Annotated in this window: 20 protein-coding genes; 13 read left to right on the top strand and 7 right to left on the bottom strand. The window is 38.6% G+C overall.

The window, feature by feature from the left end; translation table 11 throughout:
- Window positions 1-159 precede the first annotated feature (159 nt).
- Entirely contained in the window at window positions 160-3,069 is a 2,910-nt protein-coding gene (gene rapA / locus F8M47_RS10130) for an RNA polymerase-associated protein RapA (protein WP_150539959.1), read from the top strand.
- A 76-nt stretch (window positions 3,070-3,145) separates the two neighbouring features.
- Window positions 3,146-3,814, top strand: coding sequence for a bifunctional tRNA pseudouridine(32) synthase/23S rRNA pseudouridine(746) synthase RluA (gene rluA / locus F8M47_RS10125; protein WP_150539958.1), 669 nt, complete (start codon window positions 3,146-3,148; stop codon window positions 3,812-3,814).
- Window positions 3,815-4,342: 528 nt separating this feature from the next.
- On the opposite strand, the gene ampD is transcribed toward rluA, so the two are convergent.
- On the bottom strand, window positions 4,343-4,891 hold the full coding sequence (gene ampD, locus F8M47_RS10120; RefSeq protein ID WP_150539957.1) for a 1,6-anhydro-N-acetylmuramyl-L-alanine amidase AmpD: 549 nt from the start codon (window positions 4,889-4,891) through the stop codon (window positions 4,343-4,345).
- A gap of 197 nt (window positions 4,892-5,088) precedes the next feature.
- Here ampD and F8M47_RS10115 point away from each other — a divergent pair, with 197 nt between their 5' ends.
- The 3 genes from F8M47_RS10115 to F8M47_RS10105 all read left to right on the top strand — a co-directional run bounded on the left by F8M47_RS10115 (window position 5,089) and on the right by F8M47_RS10105 (window position 7,873).
- Window positions 5,089-5,931 carry a 23S rRNA (adenine(2030)-N(6))-methyltransferase RlmJ gene (locus tag F8M47_RS10115; RefSeq protein WP_150539956.1) on the top strand — a complete coding sequence of 281 codons (843 nt, stop codon included), beginning with the start codon at window positions 5,089-5,091 and terminating at the stop codon, window positions 5,929-5,931.
- Between the two features lie 78 nt (window positions 5,932-6,009).
- Window positions 6,010-6,654: an orotate phosphoribosyltransferase gene (gene pyrE, locus F8M47_RS10110; protein ID WP_150539955.1), complete on the top strand. Its 645-nt coding sequence runs from the start codon at window positions 6,010-6,012 to the stop codon at window positions 6,652-6,654.
- A gap of 130 nt (window positions 6,655-6,784) precedes the next feature.
- Window positions 6,785-7,873: a 5-methyltetrahydropteroyltriglutamate--homocysteine S-methyltransferase gene (locus tag F8M47_RS10105; RefSeq protein ID WP_150539954.1), complete on the top strand. Its 1,089-nt coding sequence runs from the start codon at window positions 6,785-6,787 to the stop codon at window positions 7,871-7,873.
- A gap of 91 nt (window positions 7,874-7,964) precedes the next feature.
- Here the strand turns inward: F8M47_RS10105 and F8M47_RS10100 are convergent, their stop codons facing one another.
- Entirely contained in the window at window positions 7,965-8,942 is a 978-nt protein-coding gene (locus F8M47_RS10100) for an AEC family transporter (protein ID WP_150539953.1), read from the bottom strand.
- 285 nt (window positions 8,943-9,227) lie between these two features.
- Between F8M47_RS10100 and F8M47_RS12310 the strand changes: the two genes are divergently transcribed.
- Genes F8M47_RS12310 through F8M47_RS10080 form a run of 5 tightly spaced genes read left to right on the top strand, consistent with a single transcriptional unit; the run spans window position 9,228 to window position 15,179 of the window.
- Complete coding sequence (locus F8M47_RS12310; protein WP_244298116.1) at window positions 9,228-9,608, top strand: hypothetical protein; 381 nt, start codon at window positions 9,228-9,230, stop codon at window positions 9,606-9,608.
- Entirely contained in the window at window positions 9,556-10,287 is a 732-nt protein-coding gene (locus tag F8M47_RS10095) for a DUF4123 domain-containing protein (protein WP_244298115.1), read from the top strand. Before F8M47_RS12310 ends, F8M47_RS10095 begins: the two co-directional genes overlap by 53 nt.
- Window positions 10,288-10,289: 2 nt before the next feature.
- Window positions 10,290-13,172, top strand: coding sequence for a toxin VasX (locus F8M47_RS10090; RefSeq protein WP_150539952.1), 2,883 nt, complete (start codon window positions 10,290-10,292; stop codon window positions 13,170-13,172).
- 9 nt (window positions 13,173-13,181) lie between these two features.
- Window positions 13,182-14,171, top strand: a complete 990-nt coding sequence (locus F8M47_RS10085; protein ID WP_150539951.1) for a hypothetical protein — start codon at window positions 13,182-13,184, stop codon at window positions 14,169-14,171.
- A 9-nt stretch (window positions 14,172-14,180) separates the two neighbouring features.
- The gene (locus F8M47_RS10080) at window positions 14,181-15,179 is read left to right on the top strand and encodes a hypothetical protein (RefSeq protein ID WP_150539950.1); all 999 of its coding nucleotides are present in this window, start codon (window positions 14,181-14,183) and stop codon (window positions 15,177-15,179) included.
- Between the two features lie 408 nt (window positions 15,180-15,587).
- On the opposite strand, the gene prfB is transcribed toward F8M47_RS10080, so the two are convergent.
- A protein-coding gene (gene prfB, locus F8M47_RS10075; protein ID WP_150539949.1) for a peptide chain release factor 2 occupies window positions 15,588-16,686 on the bottom strand; the annotation gives its coding sequence in 2 pieces (ribosomal slippage) (window positions 15,588-16,610 and window positions 16,612-16,686; 1,098 coding nt in all).
- A gap of 141 nt (window positions 16,687-16,827) precedes the next feature.
- On the opposite strand from prfB, the gene selD reads away from it, so the two are divergent.
- Genes selD through ubiH form a run of 3 tightly spaced genes read left to right on the top strand, consistent with a single transcriptional unit; the run spans window position 16,828 to window position 19,560 of the window.
- Entirely contained in the window at window positions 16,828-17,871 is a 1,044-nt protein-coding gene (gene selD / locus F8M47_RS10070) for a selenide, water dikinase SelD (RefSeq protein WP_150539948.1), read from the top strand.
- A gap of 24 nt (window positions 17,872-17,895) precedes the next feature.
- The gene (locus F8M47_RS10065) at window positions 17,896-18,351 is read left to right on the top strand and encodes an NUDIX hydrolase (RefSeq protein ID WP_150539947.1); all 456 of its coding nucleotides are present in this window, start codon (window positions 17,896-17,898) and stop codon (window positions 18,349-18,351) included.
- 9 nt (window positions 18,352-18,360) lie between these two features.
- The gene (ubiH, locus tag F8M47_RS10060) at window positions 18,361-19,560 is read left to right on the top strand and encodes a 2-octaprenyl-6-methoxyphenyl hydroxylase (RefSeq protein ID WP_150539946.1); all 1,200 of its coding nucleotides are present in this window, start codon (window positions 18,361-18,363) and stop codon (window positions 19,558-19,560) included.
- Between the two features lie 32 nt (window positions 19,561-19,592).
- Here ubiH and F8M47_RS10055 read toward each other — a convergent pair whose 3' ends face one another.
- From F8M47_RS10055 to F8M47_RS10040, 4 genes are all read right to left on the bottom strand, one after another.
- Window positions 19,593-20,069: a DNA repair protein gene (locus F8M47_RS10055; RefSeq protein WP_150539945.1), complete on the bottom strand. Its 477-nt coding sequence runs from the start codon at window positions 20,067-20,069 to the stop codon at window positions 19,593-19,595.
- A 57-nt stretch (window positions 20,070-20,126) separates the two neighbouring features.
- Window positions 20,127-20,729, bottom strand: a complete 603-nt coding sequence (locus F8M47_RS10050; RefSeq protein WP_150539944.1) for a lipoprotein Hlp — start codon at window positions 20,727-20,729, stop codon at window positions 20,127-20,129.
- A gap of 91 nt (window positions 20,730-20,820) precedes the next feature.
- The gene (locus F8M47_RS10045) at window positions 20,821-21,300 is read right to left on the bottom strand and encodes a hypothetical protein (protein ID WP_150539943.1); all 480 of its coding nucleotides are present in this window, start codon (window positions 21,298-21,300) and stop codon (window positions 20,821-20,823) included.
- A 137-nt stretch (window positions 21,301-21,437) separates the two neighbouring features.
- Window positions 21,438-22,619, bottom strand: coding sequence for an FAD-dependent monooxygenase (locus F8M47_RS10040; RefSeq protein ID WP_150539942.1), 1,182 nt, complete (start codon window positions 22,617-22,619; stop codon window positions 21,438-21,440).
- Window positions 22,620-22,702: the final 83 nt, after the last annotated feature.

Below are 22,702 nucleotides of genomic sequence, written 5' to 3'. Positions count from 1 at the left end.
GATCTCTTGTTAGAAAAGCAACCGCTTGCCTTGATATAAATTTAGGCAAGCGGTTTTTTTTCGGAGAAAATTTGCAAATCGGTGGAAGAATCCGAGCGCTTATAGTAAGAAATTTGTTAAAATAAATAAGAATTTATAAGTAGGAGAAATAACCAAAAAATGTTCGTAGTAGGTCAGCGCTGGATTAGCGAATCGGAAAATAATTTAGGCTTAGGTATCGTTACTGCAAGTGACAATCGTACAGTGACTATTCAATTCCCCGCCGCAGAAGAAGAGCGTATTTATGCGCTTTCAGTTGCCCCTTTAACACGTGTGCAATTTCAGAAAGGCGACCGCATTAATAGTGTTGAAGGTTGGCTGTTAGACGTTGAAGAAGTAGTCGAGAATCAAGGCTTTGTGATCTATTTGGGGAAACGAGTAGATTCAGGCGAAGATGCAGTGTTACCTGAGATGCAACTCGATCATAAAGTGAGTTTTAGTAAGCCACAAGATCGTTTATTTTCAGCGCAAATTGACCGCTCAGATCGCTTTGCCTTGCGCTATCGTGCGTTGCAACATCAGCAAGCACAGTTCCAATCGTCATTACGAGGTATGAGAGGCATCCGTGCGAGTTTGATTCCACATCAATTACATATCGCTAAAGAAGTTGGACAACGTGTTGCGCCTCGAGTGTTACTTGCCGACGAAGTGGGCTTAGGTAAAACGATTGAAGCAGGTATGATTTTACAACAACAACTTTTTTCAGGCAGAGTAGAGCGAGTATTAGTGCTTGTGCCTGAAAGCCTGCAACACCAATGGCTGGTCGAAATGTTGCGCCGTTTTAGCTTGAAGTTTTCATTATTTGATGAAGAACGTTGTAGCGACTTTGATAAAGCAGACGAAGATGGCAACGATGTAAGCGAAAATCCATTTGATAGCGAAGCATTGGTGATTGCTTCAATTGATTGGCTATCTACTTCTCCAAACCGTGCAAAACAAGTGTTAGCAAGTAACTGGGATATGTTGATTGTTGATGAAGCGCACCATTTAGAATGGTCGGAAAGTGAACCAAGTGTGGCTTATCAATTTGTTGAAAAGTTATCAAAACAGACCGCTTCAGTGCTATTGCTAACCGCAACGCCAGAACAATTAGGACAGGCAAGCCATTTTGCTCGTTTAGCGTTATTAGATTCAGATCGTTTTTATGATTACCAAAGCTTCGTGGCAGAGCAAAAAGATTACAAACCAGTTGCGGATGCTGTGGCAACCTTATTAAATGACAAACCATTAAGTAATGAAGAACAAAACAGTATTGCAGAATTGCTAAGCGAGCAAGATACTGAACCAATGTTTAAGGTGATCAATAGTGAAAAATCGAAAGAAAATGATCGCTTACAAGTACGTCAAGAATTGATTCGAGAGCTTATCGATCGCCACGGTACTAGTCGTGTGTTATTCCGTAACACTCGTCAAGGCGTGAAGGGTTTCCCACATCGTATTTATCATCAAATTACTTTAGAAATGCCAAGCCAATATACCAATGCATTAAAAGTGATGGGTATGATGGGGGGGGTAACCAGAGATGATCAGCTTTACCCAGAACGTTTATTCCAACGAATGAACCCTGCGGCAAAATGGGCGGATTTTGACCCACGTATTGAATGGTTAATTACCTTCTTAAAAAATCATCGAGATCAGAAAATTTTAGTGATTTGTAAGCAAGCGGATACAGCGATTGCGCTTGAGCAAATTCTGCGTGAACGTGAGGCGATTCGTTCGGCAGTATTCCATGAAAAAATGTCGATCGTAGAACGAGACAGAGCATCTGCCTACTTTGCACAAATGGAAGAAGGTGCACAGGTTTTAATTAGTTCAAGCATCGGTTCGGAAGGGCGTAACTTCCAGTTTGCTAGCAATTTAGTGTTATTTAACTTACCTGATAACCCAGATTTATTAGAACAAAGTATTGGGCGTTTAGACCGTATCGGGCAGAAAAATGATATTCAAATTCACGTGCCATGCTTTGAGAATTCAATGCAAATGGTGCTAGCGAATTGGTATCACCAAGGCTTAAATGCGTTTGAAGAAACTTGCCCAATGGGATCCGCATTATTTAGCGAGTTTGGTGAAGAATTAGATATCTTCTTAAAGAATCCACAAGCGGTCGGTTTTGAGGAATTTATTGCAAAAACCTTTAAACGTCAGCAGCAGTTAAAAGCGGAATTAGAACAGGGGCGAGATCGCTTACTTGAGCTAAATTCAAATGGTGGAGAAGCAGCACAAGTAATCGCTGAAGCGATTACGAAAGAAGATAATAATCCGCACCTTGTCAATTTTGCGCTTAGCTTATTTGATGTGATTGGCTTAGAGCAAGAAGATTTAGGTGAGCAATCGATCGTGATTAGTCCAACGGGGCATATGTTGGTACCCGATTTCCCAGGGATTGCCGAAGAAGGCACGACCATTACTTTCGATCGTCAGCTTGCACTGATGCGAGAAGACGTTGAGTTTTTAACTTGGGATCACCCAATGATTCGTAATGGTATTGATTTAATCACTTCAGGCGATATTGGTAAATCAGCAATTTCGTTGTTGATTAATAAAAACTTACCAGCAGGCACTTTGCTGCTTGAAGCGATTTATATGGTTGAAACGCAAGCACCAAAAGGCTTGAATTTATCTCGTTTCTTACCGCCAACGCCAGTGCGAATTTTACTGGATAATAAAGGCAACGATATGGCAGCACAGGTGTCATTTGCAGGACTAGAAAAGCAACTCAAACCTGTTAATAAACAAATGGCAAATAAAATTGCGAAAATGGCACAAGCAGACATTAAAAAATTAATTAGTGTGAGTGAACAAGCGATTAGCGCAAAATTGTCAGCATTGATTGAGAAAGCCAGCCAAGCAGCAGATAGCACATTAAGCGCAGAATTACACCGTTTAACCTCATTACAAGCGGTGAATAAAAATATTCGTGCTGATGAAATTGCCGTGTTAGAACAGCAACGTCTGGAATCACTTAAACAAATTGCATTAGCGAACTGGCGTTTAGATAGTTTGCGTGTGATTGTCAGTAATAAAGAATAGTAAAAGCTAAAACTGTTTAGCTAGGTGCTACCGATAGCGATTTCGCTGTCGGTACCCTCTCAACAAGAGAAGAAAAATGGCATTAATTGAATATCATCCGCCACTTGAACCTTTTTTAACGGAGGTTTATCGAGATAATCATATTTTAGTGATTAATAAACCAAGTGGCTTGTTATCCGTTCCTGGCAACCGCCCTGAATATTATGATAGTGCAATGACGCGTGTGCAGCAGAAATATGGATTTACCGAGCCAGCTCATCGTTTAGATATGGCTACCAGCGGTATTTTGCTATTTGCATTAAGCAAAATGGCAGAAAAAGAGCTAAAGCGCCAATTTCGTGAGCGTGAACCGAAAAAACATTATATTGCGTTATTATGGGGCAAATTGGGTGAAAAGGTGGGCGATACAGGCGAAATGAATTTTCCACTGATTTGTGATTGGGAAAATCGCCCCCGTCAAAAGATTTGCTATGAACGTGGTAAAAAGGCAATTACCCACTACGAAGTGTTAGCGCATTTACCGAATAACACTACTCGAGTCAAACTGACGCCGATTACAGGACGTTCACATCAGCTTAGAGTACATTCATTAGCGTTAGGACATCCGATTTTGGGTGATAAGTTCTATGCGAATCCATTGGCAAGAAGTTTAGCGCCACGTTTATGTTTACATGCAGAAAGCTTAACCATAACTCACCCACTGACCAGTGAAGTGATAACTTTTAGTGTACCTGCTGAATTTTAAGTAAATTTTAATTAACTTTACTTTATTGTAAAGTAGTGTTATTCTATTGACGTTTTATCGCAAGTTCTATTGTAATAAAACGAGCCATCTTGGATGGCTTAGAAAATTTTATTCATTCCTAATGTTAGCTAGTTCTTCGGAGCTAGCTTTTTTTATATCTTTTCCCTCATTTCAATTACTGTATGTTTTTTTCTTTTTATCTCTGGATTGTAAGTTGCAAAAAATTAAACTAAATCTAGCTTCATTATCAATTTTGTTTAATTTTTAAGTTGCGAAACGAAAGATGAAAAATAATTTATATTTCATTTAAAAAATAGCTTGTAATTTATTTTATTTAGAATAGAATGTGTTTCGTAACTTCGGCAATACCACATAATTGCAGAGGGGACAGTCGTTAAATAACTAAGAAAATTTTATTCATTATATTATCTTATTGGCTAGGTTAATCACCTAGCCTTTTTTTATTTAATATTCTTGAATATTAAAATATTTCAACTTCATATTGAATATAATTTAATATTATTTCACTCATTTTATTAATGATAAATAATATTCCCAATTAAAATATTGACCAGGGTCGATTTTTCTACCTGGGGAAATCTGATTGTGTCCCGCAATCCGATCAAGCGTGATAGCTGGGTATTCTTGCATAATCTCTTTGGTGAGCTTTGCTAATGTATGGTATTGCTGTTCTGTAAAGGGGTGATTGTTACTGCCTTCTAGCTCAATGCCTATTGAGTATTCATTACATTTATCTCGCCCTTGAAATTCAGATAATCCAGCGTGCCATGCCATATCATTAAGATTTACATATTGCGTGATTTCCCCTTTGCGATTAATTAAACAATGAGCTGATACACGCAAATCTTTTATTTCTTCAAAATAAGGATGAATAGAGGGATCTAGCTTCCCTTGAAAAAATTTGTCGATAAAATCTCCTCCAAATTCTTCTGGCGGAAGGCTAATATAATGAATAACCAGTAATGAAATATCATTTGGTTGAGGTCTTGGATTAAAGTGTGGAGAAGGGACTTGTTTTTGGTGAATTAATTTTCCGTTTTTAATTTTAAGATTCATTTTTTACTCTGTAGTTATTTAGATGATAAAATTAATTGAATTTGAATAAAGAACTCTTTATGAACAAACGTGTGTTTTTTATTAGATTCAAACAAAATGTTTCACAACGTAAGCGAAAATTAGACTGACATTTTCGTGTTTTCTGAGCTATTCCATGTTAGAATTAACCGATTAAATTATTGAAATAAGAGAGAATTATGCTTAGTTATCGCCATAGTTTCCACGCTGGCAATCATGCGGATGTTGTGAAACATATTGTTCAACTTTTGATTTTACAATCATTAAAACAGAAAGATAAAGGCTTTCTTTATCTTGATACTCATTCAGGTGTTGGACGTTATAGCTTACTGAGTGCGGAATCAGAAAAAACAGGCGAATACTTAGAAGGCGTGGCGCGTTTATGGGAGCGACACGATTTACCTGAAGAAGTGGCGTTATACATTAATGAGCTAAAAAAAATTAATAAAGGTGACAAGTTACGCTATTACGCTGGTTCACCATTGCTCGCTGTAAATCAATTACGCCCACAGGATCGTGCTATTTTAACTGAATTGCACCCAAACGATTTTCCATTATTGCGTCAAGAATTTGCGAAAAAAGCGAATGTACAAACTAAACGTGAAAATGGCTTTCAGCAATTGAAATCTGCATTACCACCGAAAGAGCGCCGTGGTTTTGTGCTTATCGATCCACCTTATGAATTAAAAGAAGATTATGAATTGGTGGTGCAAGCGATTGAGGAAGGTTATAAACGTTTTGCGACAGGCATTTATGCGATTTGGTATCCTGTAGTATTACGCCAACATACTAAACGTATTGTACGTGGTTTGGTTGATACTGGCATTCGCAAAATTCTACAAATTGAATTAGCGGTACGCCCTGATTCTGATCAGCGAGGAATGACTGCAAGTGGTATGATTGTGATCAATCCGCCGTGGCAATTAGAAAGCCAAATGAAAAAAATTTTACCTTACTTAACTGAAGTGCTTGTGCCAGAAGGTACGGGCAGCTGGTCTGTTGAATGGATCACTCCAGAATAAAAAATCCCCTAGCCTTTCATTGGGCTAGGGGATTTTTTTGCAATTTTTTAATAAAAATAACCGCTTATAGAGGACAACATGGAACAATATAAATACGATTTTATTGAATTTGCATTAAGCCGTAATGTGCTGAAGTTTGGTGAATTTACCTTAAAATCAGGTCGAAAAAGCCCATATTTTTTCAATGCAGGTTTATTTAATACAGGTAGAGATCTTACTAAATTAGGTGAATTTTATGCACAGGCAATTCAAGCAAGCGGTCTAAATTTTGATGTGCTTTTTGGGCCTGCTTATAAAGGTATTCCAATTGCGACAACCGTTGCGGTGGCACTGGTTAATCAATTTGATGTTGATAAACCTTGCTGTTTTAACCGTAAAGAAGCAAAAGATCACGGCGAAGGTGGTAACCTTATCGGTGCACCATTAAAAGGTAAAATTTTATTAGTAGATGACGTGATTACGGCAGGAACGGCCATTCGTGAATCAATGGAAATCATCAATGCTAACCAAGCCGAATTAGCGGGCGTATTAATTGCGTTAAATCGTAAAGAAAAAGGCAATGGTGAGCTTTCTGCGATTCAAGAAGTAGAGCGCGATTATCATTGCCAAGTATTTTCGATTGTAGATTTTGATGATTTATTATCATTTATTGAAAAATCGGAACAATATGCCCCTTATTTACCAGCAATGAAAGCTTATCGTGAGCAATATGGTGTAGTTTAATTATGAATTTAATTCATAATTAATGCTGATAATTTTCATCATAAATTTTAATCAATAAGGCTTGTTCAGTAAGCAAAATTTACTTACATTAGGATAATTGATAACGAATAAAAATATACGGAGTAAAAAAATGGCAAACCCAAACTTACCTTTTCATGCAGATACAGTAGGTTCATATTTAAGAACAGAGGCGTGGAAAAAGGCACATGCAGACTATAAAGCAGGCAAAATTTCACTTGAAGCTCGTGATGCGATTGTTGAAGAAGAAGTGAAAAAATTAGTACAAGCACAATTAGATGCGGGTATTCAAGTGGTAACAGACGGTGAGTTTCATCGTTCATGGTGGCATATCGACTTTTTAGAAAACTTAAACGGCATCGAAGGCTATGTACCTGAGAAAGCGTATAACTTTAAAGGCGTTGAAGTTCGTCCATATAACACACGTTGCTGCGGAAAAGTCTCTTGGAATCCGAATCACCCATTTATCGAACATTTCAAAAAATTTAATGCAATTGTAGCGGGTCGTGCGGTTGCGAAATTTACTATTCCTAGCCCGAACCAATTGATGTATCCAGTGCAATGGGATCACGGCATTTATGCGACCCGTGAAGAATTTGCTAAAGACGTACAGCAAGCCTACAAAGAGGCAATTAAAGCCTTTTATGATGCAGGTTGCCGCTATTTACAAATTGATGATGTTTATTGGGGTTCTCTTTGCAACAATTATCAACAGCCAACGTTCGAAGCAGATAAAGCACAAGCGGTAGAAAATATCCAAGTGATTTTAGCGGATAAACCAGCAGATTTAACTATTACCACTCACGTTTGTCGTGGTAACTATAAATCTTCTTATTTATTGGAAGGTGCTTATGATCCAATTGCTGACGGCTTATTTGGTCAAACGAATTATGATGGTTATTTCTTAGAATATGATGATGAACGTTCTGGCGGTTTTGAGCCGTTAAAACACTTTGCGAATAACAAAGGTCGGGTTGTGTTAGGTTTAATCAGTTCTAAATTCCCAGAATTAGAAGATAAAAAAGCAATCAAAGCACGTATTGCAGAAGCTGCAAAATATGTACCACTTGAGCAACTTTGTTTAAGCCCACAATGTGGCTTCGCCTCAACCGAAGAAGGTAATGTAATGACCGAAGCACAGCAATGGGCAAAAGTGCGCCATGTAGAAGAAATTGCAAAAGAAGTGTGGGGCGAAGATTAATTGCTTTAGCTTTTGCAAATTCCATAAAGAAAACGACCGCTTGTTTAACATAAGCGGTCGTTTTTTATCATTTTTTCGCAACGGTTGGTTTTTAAATCCACCCTAATTGGCGTAGGATTAATAATCCAAAGCTGGCAGTAAACATTGAGCCAATGGTAGTTAAGCCTATAAGATTGGCTGTGGCAGTGCCATTTCCGCCATAATTTTTTACCATCGCATAAGTGGCTGCAGCAACAGGAGCCGATGAGGTTAAAAATAAAATCCCTAATTGCATTGGCGTTAAACCGAATATCCATTTGCCTAAACAAAATAGAAAAATTGGTGCGAAGATCAAGCGAATAGTGGCAGAGTAAAGCACAAGGCGATTTAATTCACTTTCTTCACTTTGATTTCTGAATTGCTTTAACGCTTTAAAATCTAAACTTGCGCCGATACAAATCAGTGCCATAGGCAACGTAATATTACCTAATGATTGTGCAGTTTGTAGCAATGGCGCTGGCATTGAAATTTGGTAATAATTGAACAAAATACCAAATGCAATCGCAAGAATCAGCGGGTTTTTAATAATCGCCTTACTCAATTTACCAATGCTCGGTTTTTCATTGCTTAACGAATTAAGAATAGTGATAACACCCAAGGTATTAAATACAATCACCAAACTTGCAGTATAAATTGAAACAGGGGCAATTCCAGCCTCTCCATAAGCATTGATTGCTAGTGCTAAACCTAAGATTGCAGCGTTAGTGCGAAATGCACCTTGGGTAAAAATGCAACGATATTCACGCACTTTAATATATTTAGCCGCCCACCATTCGGCTAATACATAAATCAGCAATGAGCCTAAACAACCCGTCAAAATTAAATTGAGATCAGCGCGATAATCTAGCGAGCTTTTCTGCACATTTAAAAATAGCATGGTAGGAAGCGCAAAATTGAACATCACTTTAGACGTGGTATTACAAAATGCATCATCCACAAATCTGCGGCGACGTAAAAAAATGCCCAATAACATTAAAAGAATGGTGGGTAACATTACCCCAATGCTAAATTGCAGAGATTCTAAAAACATTCCTTATCTCCAAACAAAACAAGCGGTTAGATTTGTAAATAATTTCGGTATTATGTAGCCGTTGCACAAAGACTGAAATCAATCTTTACCGTAAAATGCTAATGTCTTTAAACTAATAATCGGGTTAAGGGCATTTTATTGGTTCATTTTAGCGGATACTTCCTTGAAAAATAAATATCCTTTATCCTGTCGTTCTTCTCTTGCATAATGAATTATGACTTATGCTATTATAATAATAAAAAGTAGATGATGTATTTATCTAATTGTAATAAAAGGAAAAAAACAATGCGCTCACTTTGGATTCAACTTGGTCAATGCCAAGTTGTTAAGCAAGAAAAAGATTATCATGGCAATGTAACACCAATCAAGCAAGAGATTGTGGCAGCACTGCTGGCGTTTGCTCAAGATAAAGCAGAATTTGAAGCATTTATGGCGCAAACGGATAACGTGCAAAGCAGTCATTTTCAACCAACCCTTGCACCTTTGCCTGCGGAAACCTTTTTCCAACGCCATGGTATGATAGAATTAATCTATCATGCCAAAGGGTTGGGTAAGCAAGAAGTACGCTTGGTGGAAATTGAAAAACTGGTTACCGAAAAGCCTACGCACCAATATGATGAAAACTATCTGCTTTGCCACCATATTACCCCAGTCCCCTTGCCCTGATTACCGCACTGAAAGCGAATTACAGGGGTTATTCCACCAAGAAAACGCCTTAACTAAGCTCAATTGGCATGAACATCTCGGTATTTTTATTCACTCACGCCATGATTTTGAAACCGTCTTCAACCACTTGCGCAAATTCCCCGTGCTACAAGATGAGCATGGCAAATGGTTTTTCTTTCGTTTTTATGACCCGAAAGTGTTACATAATTACCTTAACATCATTGCAAACAGCCCTGAAAAATTAAGCAAATTCTTCGGCTTCGACAACCGCATTATTCATGCTTTTGGCGCAGGATTTGATGACAGTTTTTATTATTATCAACTCAAAGCCTTACCAGAAGATACCAAGCCAGCCCCTGTGATGATGACTCAGTGGGAAATGGATGGGTTTAAGGCGCTAAAATGGTTAGAAACACGAGAGAATTTAGCAGGTTACGTCCTACAAACCTATCCTCATCTTGTATCACAAGAACAGTTGGGGGAGCTATTGGATTATTTAAGCGAAGCTTATAAGAAAAATTATCAAGCTCAAGATGCGATTATGAAATATGCCGTGGCAAAATTAGTTGCCAAAGCCAAGCAGTATGATTTTGATATGGCAGAAATGCGTTTAACACAACAATTTAATGAATTGGCTAATGTAGCAAATCAGCTATGGTCAGATATTGTAGAGGAATAATTATGTCAGCGGATAAAACCACCCCTTCTATCAATTTAAACAAGCGTTATCCTGCACCAGATTCATCGCCTGTTGATAGTATTGTGGCGCAATGTACTCCAGGTTTACGTGTACTGCCAACGCGGTTTGCCTTAACTACGCAAACATTGAAATCGTTATCAAGCACAGGCAAAGCCCCAAGCTCTACATTAAAGCAAGTTCAAGCTAATAGTGAATATGATATTCGCTTATTGCGAGATGGCTATGTTTATATTCTGGCATTAAGTGCAACAACAGCGTATGCCGAAATAACAACAAATGCCCCCGCAAGCAATGATGATTGTAATGCGTGGTATGTCTATCGCTATCACTCTCCTGATATGGAGATTAATGATGGCAGCGAAGATATACCATTGCCTTACCATTTTAATCAATATTTTGGTGAACCTAACTCATGGAAATTATCAAAAATCGGTAATCCTTATATTACCTTGCCTGAAAATGTAACTAATTTTTATATTCTTTATTCCGATATAAAATTACCGCAAGCACTCTTAACACAGCTTGAAAAAGATAAAACTACACGCAATGAATGGATGCACTATGTGAACACTAAACAATCGGATACTTTTGTTAATTCACTTAAATTGTTAGATAGTGCAATACAAGATTTTATTGAAGTAACCTCAAAAGTTGACGATGAAACAAACGCTTATCGTTTAACACCAATAGGCTATCATTCGGATTACGATAATTTAATTAAACGCATTTGGTGCAATAATGGCATTATTGTTGCTTTGGATGATCCAATTGGTACAGCAAGAGATATGAGTATTTATCACTATTATTTAGTGCAACAACGTAATAAACTCTTGCGCAAATATCAATACGCTTTTGCTACGGCACAGCATATTGATGCTTATGTCAAACAGCAATATTTTTATCAATATCAACAATTTGAAAAAGAAAACAGCTCGCCTTCAGCCAGTTTTGGCACAGTAACGCAAAAACCAAGTGTGAGAGCTATTTACCAGCGTTTAGGTATTGCAGAACAGCACCTTACACCTAACGGCAATGCAGAAATTCTTGCCACGTTGAAAACTGAATTTAATCTTGATGAAGAATTAATTGGTATTAACACCATTAATAAATTAGCGAATTTAATTGGACGATATGGACAAGATTTCAAAGAACTGGTTAATGCGTGGGTGACATTTATTGCTAAACCTGAGGTGCTTAATCGTGTGCGAAGAATTGAACAATGTTTAACGAATACAGATACGCATACCGCAGAACTTTGGTGTTTATGGCAACATGGCTTGCTCTGTGGGCTTGATTTATCTGCTTTTGGCGCAAACGCAATGATTGCGGCACTTGAAGAAAGCGATGTTAATTTACCGCTACCTACGCAAGCACAATTTGAGCCTGATAATGGGAAGGCATTGCGTGATTTAACGCTCAATTATGATAAAGTGATTGCGTTATTAGCCAATGTGGCAGAAAAAGTTGCCTTTAATGTGGCGGCTTACGATTTATTTGTCGATATTTGGGCAGACAAAGTTATGTATAGCAAAATAAGAAAGGGCAATAAATCCCCAAAAAGACCGAAATTAGTGTATTCCTCATTAGTTGCTGTATTTCAAGCACACCCGAGCGCCAAAGAAATCTATGGGCAAAATATCGGGAAATTGCCTTCAAGTGGAAGAAGCTTTGCTTTCGGTGAAATACATGCAAAATTAACTGAGCCAAGTTATCGTTTATTTCAAGTAACAGAAACGTTATCAGGCGTAACAAAACTCAGTCGTTATGCCCCATTATTAACTTATTTTAATGACAATACCGCACGCACAAGCGCAGGGCAATTAGCAAATGATCCGACATTAAATAGCCTGTATATGCTCACTGCCTTTTATTCCCCTGAAGGGGGCTTGGGGGCGCAGGCAAAACAAGCGGTTGAAACATTCCGCCAACAGGCTTCAATTTCATCGGTAACAGGGGAGATTGATATTATCAATGCCACTAAATCTGGGCGACAAGGCTTAATGGTACTGAAAACCACTTTATTAAGTGCGACCTTAGCAATCACCGCCGTAGGGGCATTGTTTGAATATGGCATTTGGCAAGAAGCGCGCTATAAAGGCGATACGGTTGGCATGCTTAGCGCAGGGTTGCGCGGTGGTGGTATGTTGATAGTTGAACTTGGCGGGGCATTGGTTGCTGCCGCGAAAGTTAGCTCCATATCAGCCTTAGTAGTCGGTGTGGCTTATGCAGGCTTAGCCTTAGGTGCTGTGGCGGTAATCGCTGGAATTATCCTTGCCCTTTACTCCAGTGATGATATGGAAACATGGGTAACAAATGGTTTTTGGGGAGATAGCGAATTATATTGGGGGGAGATTGATCTAAATACTTTATATGGTTGGAAAGGTGGTAGAGATGAGAAGTTTAAAACGCAATTTGATAGTGGCGTGTTCTTAGCTGATGAAACCAATAATTATTACCAATTAGAAATGCAACGTTATTATCAATTTGCCCAACAAATTGAAATTAATGTCATTGATAAATATACTTTTGAAGTTAGCCACTATTTATTGCAATACCCTAGTATTGCTGAAAAGGTTATCGTAAATACATTTATGCTAAATGATTTTGGGGCAAAATATTTTGAACAACCGCAACATATTATATTGGATACAGCAAATCAGAAAGTTACCCTACAATATCCCAAAGGAAATGGCTATAACACAAGAATAACTCATACTTCAGAAAATGATAGTTTTGATTTAAGCAATCAAATCATTTATTACCCTGATAGGAGTATAAAGAAAATACATATCCAAGTGTCCATGCCTGATTTTGAGGGTTCAAAAACACGCATTAAATCCGTATTAACCACCTTTAAATTTTAAGGAATGAAAATGAACAATAAAGCATTACTTGGTTGCTCTATTCGCCAGTGTAACGAAGATGAAATCGAAATCAGACAATCTTTTATTGATGGAGGTCAGCGTGGTTTTTTTCGTGTGCTATTGGTTGGATTGCTTTTTATGGAAGTATTCACAATAAAAGTAAAGGAATTTTCACGTTACCCTTTTGAATATATTGTAGAAAGTGTAAAAAGAGATATTGATTGGGTGTTCAATCCTGATAAATTAATTATGCCTAATTATTTGAGATATAAAAAATTATTTGAGAACCCTGAATACTCCGCTAAGGAAAGAGAAGAAACATATGAAGAATATAAACGTCCTTATTTAGAAAAACATAAATTTGGATGGGTTAGACTCATTTCCCATGTTTTTTGGCTATCTATTATCATTTTTCTTATTTGCCTTCCTCGCGTTCGGGGCATTCGTGTAAACCGCAAAAAGCGTATTATTTATTGGCAAACTACCAGCCCAAAAACACATATTGCCTATGTACCTGAAAAAGGTGACCCTTTAAGCGGTTTGCTTTACAACCAATTTGGCGTATATCCCTTTGGTGGCGGTGCGCATTTTTCATTGCAAATTTTATTTAAAGATTACAATAACCCGAAAGAAGCGCCGTCATATGCTTTTTTTGGTGTGTACCCTACACCCAATAAAACCCATAACGCCGATATTTTAAACGCTATTCGCGCCTATTTAACGGAAGATAACCCCGAATTTTTACAATATATTGGCAAAAGTTACCGCACTTTCACCGCTCCGCCATTAATTGCGTTTTGTAATGCGCTAAGTTTTGCTATTCCGTTTAATCGTAAAAAAGCAGAAGAAGGCATTGCCCAAGCTTTTAATGATTGGCAACAACCGACCGCCCCAAAACGGGCATGGTTCAGAGCGAGGCAAAAAGAGCAAGAACTCATTAACCAAGATTACAAACGAAATAATTTGGAGAATGAGGTAAAGTGGGAGCAAGGGAAATAGGAAATAACAATGAATAATAAAGCATTACTTGGTTGCTCTATTTGCCAATGCAACGAAGATGAAATCGAAATCAGGCAATCTTTTATTGATGGCTTTCGGCGTGGTTTTTATCGAGCAATATTGGTCGGTTTACTGATTATGGAAATGATTACAATCGAAAATAATGAGCGCTCTCGTTATCCTTTTGAATATATTGTGACAACTGTAAAAGAAGATCTTAAGTGGGCTTTTTATCCCGATGAACAAATTATGCCTAATTATAAAGAACACATAAGAATTAGAAGTCAAGATGAGTTTAAAAAACAATATCCAAATTCACCAATTATTCCTTATGAAGAATATAGAGAAGAATATCTTAATGCATGGCGATGGGAAAGAATAAGAGCCTATTTCCATTTTATTTGGCCTCTTTTGTTATTGTTGCTTATTTGTTTCCCTCGCGTTCGGGGCATTCGCGTAAACCGCAAAAAGCGCATTATTTATTGGCAAACCACTAGCCCCAAAACACATATTGCTTATGTGCCTGAAAAAGGCGACCCTTTAAGCGGTTTGCTTTACAACCAATTTGGCGTATATCCCTTTGGTGGCGGTGCGCATTTTTCATTGCAAATTTTATTTAAAGACTACAATAACCCGAAAGAAGCGCCGTCATATGCTTTTTTTGGTGTGTACCCTACACCCAATAAAACCCATAACGCCGATATTTTAAACGCTATTCGCGCCTATTTAACGGAGGATAACCCCGAATTTTTACAATATATTGGCAAAAGTTACCGCACTTTCACCGCTCCGCCATTAATTGCGTTTTGTAATGCGCTAAGTTTTGCTATTCCGTTTAATCGTAAAAAAGCAGAAGAAGGTATTGCCCAAGCCTTTAACGACTGGCAACAACCGACCGTTCCAAAACGGGCATGGTTCAGAGCGATGCAAAAAGAGCAAGAACTCATTAACCAAGATTACAAACAAAATAATTTGGAGAATGAGGTGAAGTGGGAGCAAGGGAAATAGGAAATAACAATGAATAATAAAGCATTACTTGGTTGCTCTATGCTCCAATGTATCAAAATTATATAAACTTTTTGAAAATTCTGATGAGTTATTCAAGTACTTATAGAAAAAGCCTTATGAGGAGTATAAATCGCCATTTAAGAAGCGGTATATATCAGCAAGGTTTTATACTCTAGATCTCAGTATTAACTTTATTAGTATGTCTCTCTCACGTTCTAGGCATTCATGTAAACGGTGAAAAAGTGGAGGAGGGTGTTGAGCAAGGCTTTAACTTATTTTTTAGCAACTATTTGGCTATTACACCCAAAAATCCTCGTGATAAGAACTTCACGAGGATTCTAGAAAAATTTAATTAAGTGCTTTGTGTGTAATTGGCTACGTAATACAGAACAAACTTACAAATCCAGCCTAAAGCCCAGCCTTTAAACTTGCCTCAATAAATTTATCTAAATCACCGTCGAGTACCGCTTGTGTATTGCGGTTTTCAACGCCTGTACGTAAATCTTTAATACGAGAATCATCTAAAACGTATGAGCGAATTTGGCTTCCCCAACCGATGTCCGATTTACTTTCCTCCATTGCTTGTTTTTCCGCATTCTTTTTCATCATTTCCATCTCGTATAATTTCGCTTTTAGCTGTTTCATACATTGGTCTTTATTTTGATGTTGTGAACGGCCATTTTGGCACTGCACCACAATACCCGACGGGATATGAGTAATACGCACCGCAGATTCGGTTTTATTCACGTGCTGACCACCGGCACCAGAGGCACGATACACATCAATCCGTAGATCAGCAGGATTGATTTCGATATCAATATCATCATCAATTTCAGGATAAACAAACGCCGCAGCAAAAGATGTGTGGCGGCGGTTGTTTGAGTCAAACGGACTCTTACGCACTAAGCGATGAATACCTGTTTCAGTACGCAACCAGCCGAACGCATATTCGCCAGTAATTTTTACCGTCGCTGATTTCAAGCCAGCGACATCACCGTCTGACACCTCAATCAACTCCGTTTTAAAGCCTTTACTCTCAGCCCAACGTAAATACATACGGAGCAACATTTCTGTCCAGTCTTGTGCTTCGGTACCGCCCGAACCTGCCTGTAAATCAACATAACAATCAGCGGCATCGTGTTGACCGCTAAACATTCGCTGAAACTCAAGTTTAGCTAATTTTTCTTCTAATTCATTCGCTTCAGCTTGTGCTTCGTTAAAGGTGTCTTTATCTTCTGCTTCAATCGCTAATTCAATTAATCCTTCAACATCTTCCACACCTTGCTCCAAGGCGTTAATGGTATTGACCACCATTTCCAATGCAGAACGTTCTTTTCCTAACGCCTGTGCTTTTTCTGGCGTATTCCAAATTTCTGGCTGTTCTAATTCTGCATTCACTTCTTCCAAACGTTCGACTTTAGCATCAAAGTCAAAGATACCCCCGAAGCACATTGGTGCGCGTGGTTAAGTCTGCTAATTGCGTTTTAATTGGATTAAGTTCAAACATTATTTTTCCCCTCTGTTGAAATTGACTGCAGATTATAGCGCAAGCGATTCTTTTTTTGGGGAATTTTGCAAATTTGCCCTCAAAAATGACCGCTTGTTAGCGTACAATAGCAAAATCCAAAAATAGATTATGAGGTATAAAATGGCGGAAGAACCGATTCGTTTGACGCAATATAGTCACGGTGCTGGTTGAGGCTGTAAAATTTCTCCTAAGGTGTTAGGGACAATTTTACAAAGTCAATTAGATAAATTTATTGATCCGAATTTATTAGTGGGTAATGAAACTGCAGACGATGCTGCTGTGTATGATATCGGCAATGGCGTTGGCATTATCAGCACTACCGACTTTTTTATGCCTATTGTGGATGATCCGTTTGATTTTGGGCGTATTGCGGCGGCAAATGCGCTGAGTGATGTTTTTGCGATGGGTGGCAAGCCGATTATGGCGATTGCGATTTTAGGTTTCCCTATCAATAAATTGCCCGCAGAAGTGGCGCAAAAAATTGTGGAAGGCGGGCGTTTTGCTTGTCAGCAAGCTGGAATTGCATTAGCAGGTGGGCATTCGATTGATTCATCTGAACCAATTTTTGGCTTAGCGGTAACAGGGATGGTCAGCACTGAGAAAGTGAAGAAAAATGCTTCGGCTGAGGCAGGCTGTGAACTGTTTTTAACTAAACCACTTGGTATTGGTGTGCTGACGACTGCTGAGAAAAAAGGTTTGCTAAAAGTAGAGCATCAGAATCTAGCACGTGATGTGATGTGCCAAATTAATTTAATTGGCGCGCAATTCTCCCAATTAGCCGATGTGACTGCCATGACGGATGTAACAGGTTTTGGCTTGCTTGGTCACCTAAGCGAAGTGTGTCAAGGTTCTGGTGTAAGGGCAGAAGTGAATTTTGCTGAAATTAATACGCTTGACGGTGTGAAAGATTATATCGCACAAGGTGCTGTACCAGGCGGCACTCATCGTAACTTTGATAGCTACGGGCATTTGATTTCCGCAATGACGGATGAACAAAAAGCGATTTTATGTGATCCACAAACATCGGGTGGTTTACTTATTGCGGTTCGTCCACAAGCGGTCGAAAAAGTACAACAAATTGCAAAACAAGCAAATGTGCCTTTATTTAGCTTTGGTCGTTTGCTTGAGACCGATGCAAACAAACCGTTAATCGAAGTGATTTGATCCATAATTGTATGAGGACATTCAATGCATAAACCGCATATTACGCTAGCCTGTGTTGTTCATTGTAAGGGCAAATTTTTATTTGTTGAAGAAATCGAATACGGCAAACGTACCTTAAACCAACCTGCAGGGCATTTGGAAGCGAACGAGTCCTTGCTGGAAGGGGCAAGCCGTGAACTGTTTGAAGAAACAGGAATTCACGCACAAATGCAACGTTTAATTAAGGTTTACCAATGGCATGCGCCTCGTTCTCAAACCGATTATTTGCGTTTTGTATTTGCTGTTGAATTAGATGATTTTTTACCGATTTCACCGCAGGATAGCGATATTACTCAAGGTTTCTGGCTGAGTTTGAGTGAGTTTAAACACTTTATTCAGCAAGAAGGGCAGTGTGAACGTAATCCTTTGGTGAGCCAATCGTTAGAAGATTATTTGCGCGGTGAAAGTTATCCACTTGAAGTGTTGCAAGTGTTTGAATAAGAGGTGCAAATGGCAGAGCAATTTGATCTAGTGATTGTTGGTGGGGCGGTAACAGGTTGCGTGTTAGCGCTGGCACTGAGTAGTTTTTCACAGCATAAAATGCGTATTGCAGTTGTGGAAAAGCAATTGCCAAATTATGAGATGCAAGGTGGATTTGATGCCCGTAGCATTGCGTTAGCGCAAGGGAGTTTGCAAAAATTTGCCAAAATTCGACCGCTTGTTGGTGTTTCGTTGGCGGAGCAAATTCAGCAAATTGCTACGCCGATTCGCCAAATCCAAGTGTCTGATATGGGACACTTTGGTAAAACTACCCTTAAGGCAGAAGAGCTAAATTTGGCGCAATTAGGTGTGGTGGTAGAACTTGCAAAATTAGGAAAAAATTTGACCGCTTGTATTGAGCAACAGCCGAATATTCATTGGTTTTGCCCTAACCAAATTGCCCATTTCGAACGTTCACAAACGGAAGTGGTGCTTCGTTTACAAACAGGCGAACAGCTTAGCACCCAACTGATTGTAGCAGCCGACGGTATTCAATCACAGATTGCTTTGCAATGTGGGGTTGAAACACAATTAATTAAGGATTACCAACAATCAGCCTTGATTGCAAATATAGAAATCAGTGAGCCACATCAGGGGCAAGCGTTTGAACGCTTTACCGCACAGGGACCTTTGGCATTATTGCCTTTAAGTGATAACCGAATGTCGCTAGTTTGGTGCGTTAAACAGGCAGAAGCTTTCACTCAGCTTTCTGATCAAGCATTTCTGGCGCATTTACAACAACAGTTTGGCTGGAAACTTGGTAAATTTGTTCGAGTGAGTAAACGGTTTGTTTATCCGCTCACTTTGCAAAAAGCACAATCGCATATTCATCACCGTCTGGCAATTGTGGGAAATGCGGCACAATTATTGCATCCTGTTGCAGGGCAGGGCTTTAATCTCGGTTTAAGAGATTTATTTACTTTAGCACAATTATTATCGAACGCTTTTGAAGAGGACAAAGATTTAGGTGAGTTTGCTTTATTGAATCAATTTGAGCAATTAAGAGCGTCAGATCAAGCTCAAATTATCGGGCTTACAAGCGGTCTAATTTCGCTATTTTCTTGCGATTTTTTACCGCTCCAAGCAATCAGAAATTTAGGATTATTTGCCATTTCTCATCAGCAACGATTGCGAGAAATTGTGGCGAATAAGGCATTAGGTTGGCAATAAAACGAAAGGACGCCTGTGTGCGTCCTTTGCTATTAGAGTTGATATTTTTTCATTAATTTTAGTTTCTGATTGGTAATTTCATTTCCCAGTTGTGAAATGATTTTCCCTTTATCTTGTACCGCTTGAGCTAATTCATCGTTCGGTTGAGATTCTAATTTAATCATATCTCGAAAAGTTTCTTGGCTGAGTTGCAATGCTTGCAAACCTATATTTTTGATTTGTATGATTTCGTCATTTTGAATATCAAGATAATTAAGCGAAGCCTGAATCGTGTCGACTTCTTCCAAATAATTTTGCATGGTTTCAATACGGGCATGGGTATTTTTCGCTGTATCTAAACCGTAGATGGCAAAGATGGTCGCTTGAATATAGTCATTACCATAGACTTCGTCCCAATTATGGAAACGCTGAAAATCTGCTTGGGGCGTGTGACTTTCTTGTGAGCTACTACAGCCAATAAGACCTAAAATAACAAAAAAAGAAACTGTTTTTTTTATTATATGTTGCATTGTTGTGCCGTTTGCTTTCGAGTAAAAACGGCTAGGCAAGCCTAGCCGTGCGAGATATTATTGTTGAGCTGGAGCTGGAGCTGGAGCTGGAGCTGGAGCTGGAGCTGGAGCTGGAGCTGGAGCTGGGCCATATTTAGCCGCTAATTCAGCTTCAATTTTTTGACCTTCAGTTGCAATTTTATCCAATTGCGCTTGTAATTCGCTAAATGCTTTGTGCGCTTCAGGTGTTGGGTTTTTCGCAAGTTTGTCATTTTCTGTGATCATTTTTGCACCTAATGCCATTGCTTCTAATGCTTTGTCTTTAAGTGCGTTTACTTGCGCATCTTTAATGTCTAATGTTGCAGCACTTTGTTGAATACTTTCAATTTGAGTCAAAATCGCTTTGTTCATTGCATCTTGAATCACTTCAGGATCTTTGGCTTTTTCGCCTAATTGTTCCACTGCGTTATTAATCGCATTGCCAATTGATTGCTCTTGAACTTGTTGCCATTCTTGGAATTTCTTGTAGTCTTCAGCACCAGTATCAACCTGTGCGGGTTTTACTTCTGTTTGAGTGGCTGGTGCTACCGTGCTTTCAGAGGGTTTGTTTGCAGGTTTATCACAAGCGGTTAAAAATAAAGTGAATAACACAGTTGCACTAATTTTGGTGAATTTAGTCATTTTCTTACCTATTGATGTGGAAAAAGGTTAGTGCGGTTTACACTAACCTTTAAAACTTTAAGGGATTTCCCCTAGGTTATTTAGCTGTGAATTATTTAGTAAATTTTGCTTTTAATTCAGCTTGTAATTTTTGAAGATCTTGAGCTGCTTGGTTTAATTTCTCTGCTTTTGCTTGAATTGCTTGTTGTGCTTCAGCAGTTGGAGCCGCCATTACTTTTACTTGATCTGAAAGTACTTCATTTGATAAACCTAAAACTGCTTTAGTTTTATCTTTTAATGCTTTAATTTCTTCGCTTTTTACATCAATAGCATCTAAGCTTTTTAATGTTTCTTGAACTTTACCAGCGAAGTTATTTAATACTGTTTCTAATGCTTTAGGATCTTTTTCAGCTTGACCCATCACTTCAGTTAATTGTTTTTGGAACTCAGCTTGTGCTGCTGCTTGAGATTGTTCTTGAACTTGGTACCATTCTTGGAATTTTTTGTAATCTGCTGCAGGATCTGCTTTGTTACATGCCGTTACGCTAAATGCTAAGAGTGCTACCGCACCAATGGTTGTTAATTTTTTCATTAGTATTCCTTAAAAAGTAAGATTAAAAGTACCCTTCTGAAAGGGCGTTTATTGTACCGATAATAGACAGCAACATAAAAGCCTAGTTCAGTAAAATCTTGTATAGCATTGTCGAGCGTATAAATTTTAATCAGCATCTACACGTTCATTGCCTGTTCAATTAAGCGTTTTTTGAGTTGTGGAATTTGGTCGGTTACAGTTAAGCCAATGCCTCTAATTAATTTCTTCAAAGGGTGATCGCCGTGGAATAGCTGTTTTAACGTTTCCATTGCCAGCAATAATTTGCTCGCTTCTGCTTTACGAGTGCGTTCAAAACGGCGTAGATGACGATATTCGCCAATATCATGACCGTTTGCCAAATGGTACTGAATTTCTTGCGCAAGCATGATGGCATCAGCAAAACCTAAATTAACTCCCAAACCAGCCAGTGGATGAATCGTATGTGCTGCATCACCAATAAGTGCGATACGATTTTGTGCAAAATCACGTGCATAGCGGGCAACAAGCGGGTAAATTGCCCGTTCACTTTGCAATTCAACTAATCCAAGTTGGTTGTCAAATGCAATAGTCAGCGCTCGATTAAATTGTTGTTCATCACAATTGACTAGCGTTTTTGCTTGCTCTGGTGGTAAAGACCAAACAATTGAACAATATTGCTCATCGGCGAGCGGTAAAAACGCCAAAATGCTATCAGGCGAGAAAATTTGACGGGCAATTAATTGATGCGGTTCGGCTGTTTTTACATTACAAACCAGCGCATTATGTTGATAATCTTTGCTCGTTACTGGAATATTCGCTTGTTGGCGAAGCCATGAATTTGCCCCATCGGCGGCGATAACTAATTTAGCTGAAAGCGTTTCGCCATTGTCTAAGGTTAAAAATGCTCCTGTTTCATTAACACCAATAGTTTGAGCGTTAGCCAAAATAATTTCAGCATTTTCTTGTTGGTTTACTTGTTGCCAAAGCGCATGCTGAATGCGGTTATTTTCAATGATAAAACCGAGCTGGTCTACACCTAATTGTTGGATTGCCAACTGTTGATTATCAAAATGAATTCTGGCGAAACTGTCTTTTTCCCACACTAACATTTGTTGATAAGGGGAGAGGCGATCGCTTGCGATACGTTCAAAAGCACCAATTTGGCGGAGCATTTGTTCACTGGTTGCATTAATTGCACTCACTCGATTGGAATAGCTGTCTGTTAAGCTTGGAGCTTGTTTCTCAATAATTTTAATTTGGCATGCGGTATCTTTTAAAAGGCCTGCCAACGCAAGCCCAACCATACCGCCACCGATAATAATAATATCTGCTGATTTCATAGTGTGAAATGTAAGAAATTGTGTTGTATTTGGGGTTCGCTAATAAACTGCAAGCGGTCGATTTTTCTGAAAAATTTGCAAAA

It is taken from the genome of Actinobacillus vicugnae, assembly GCF_901687125.1.
Taxonomy (GTDB): domain Bacteria; phylum Pseudomonadota; class Gammaproteobacteria; order Enterobacterales; family Pasteurellaceae; genus Actinobacillus; species Actinobacillus vicugnae.
This window is presented reverse-complemented; position numbering and strand designations above follow the sequence as displayed.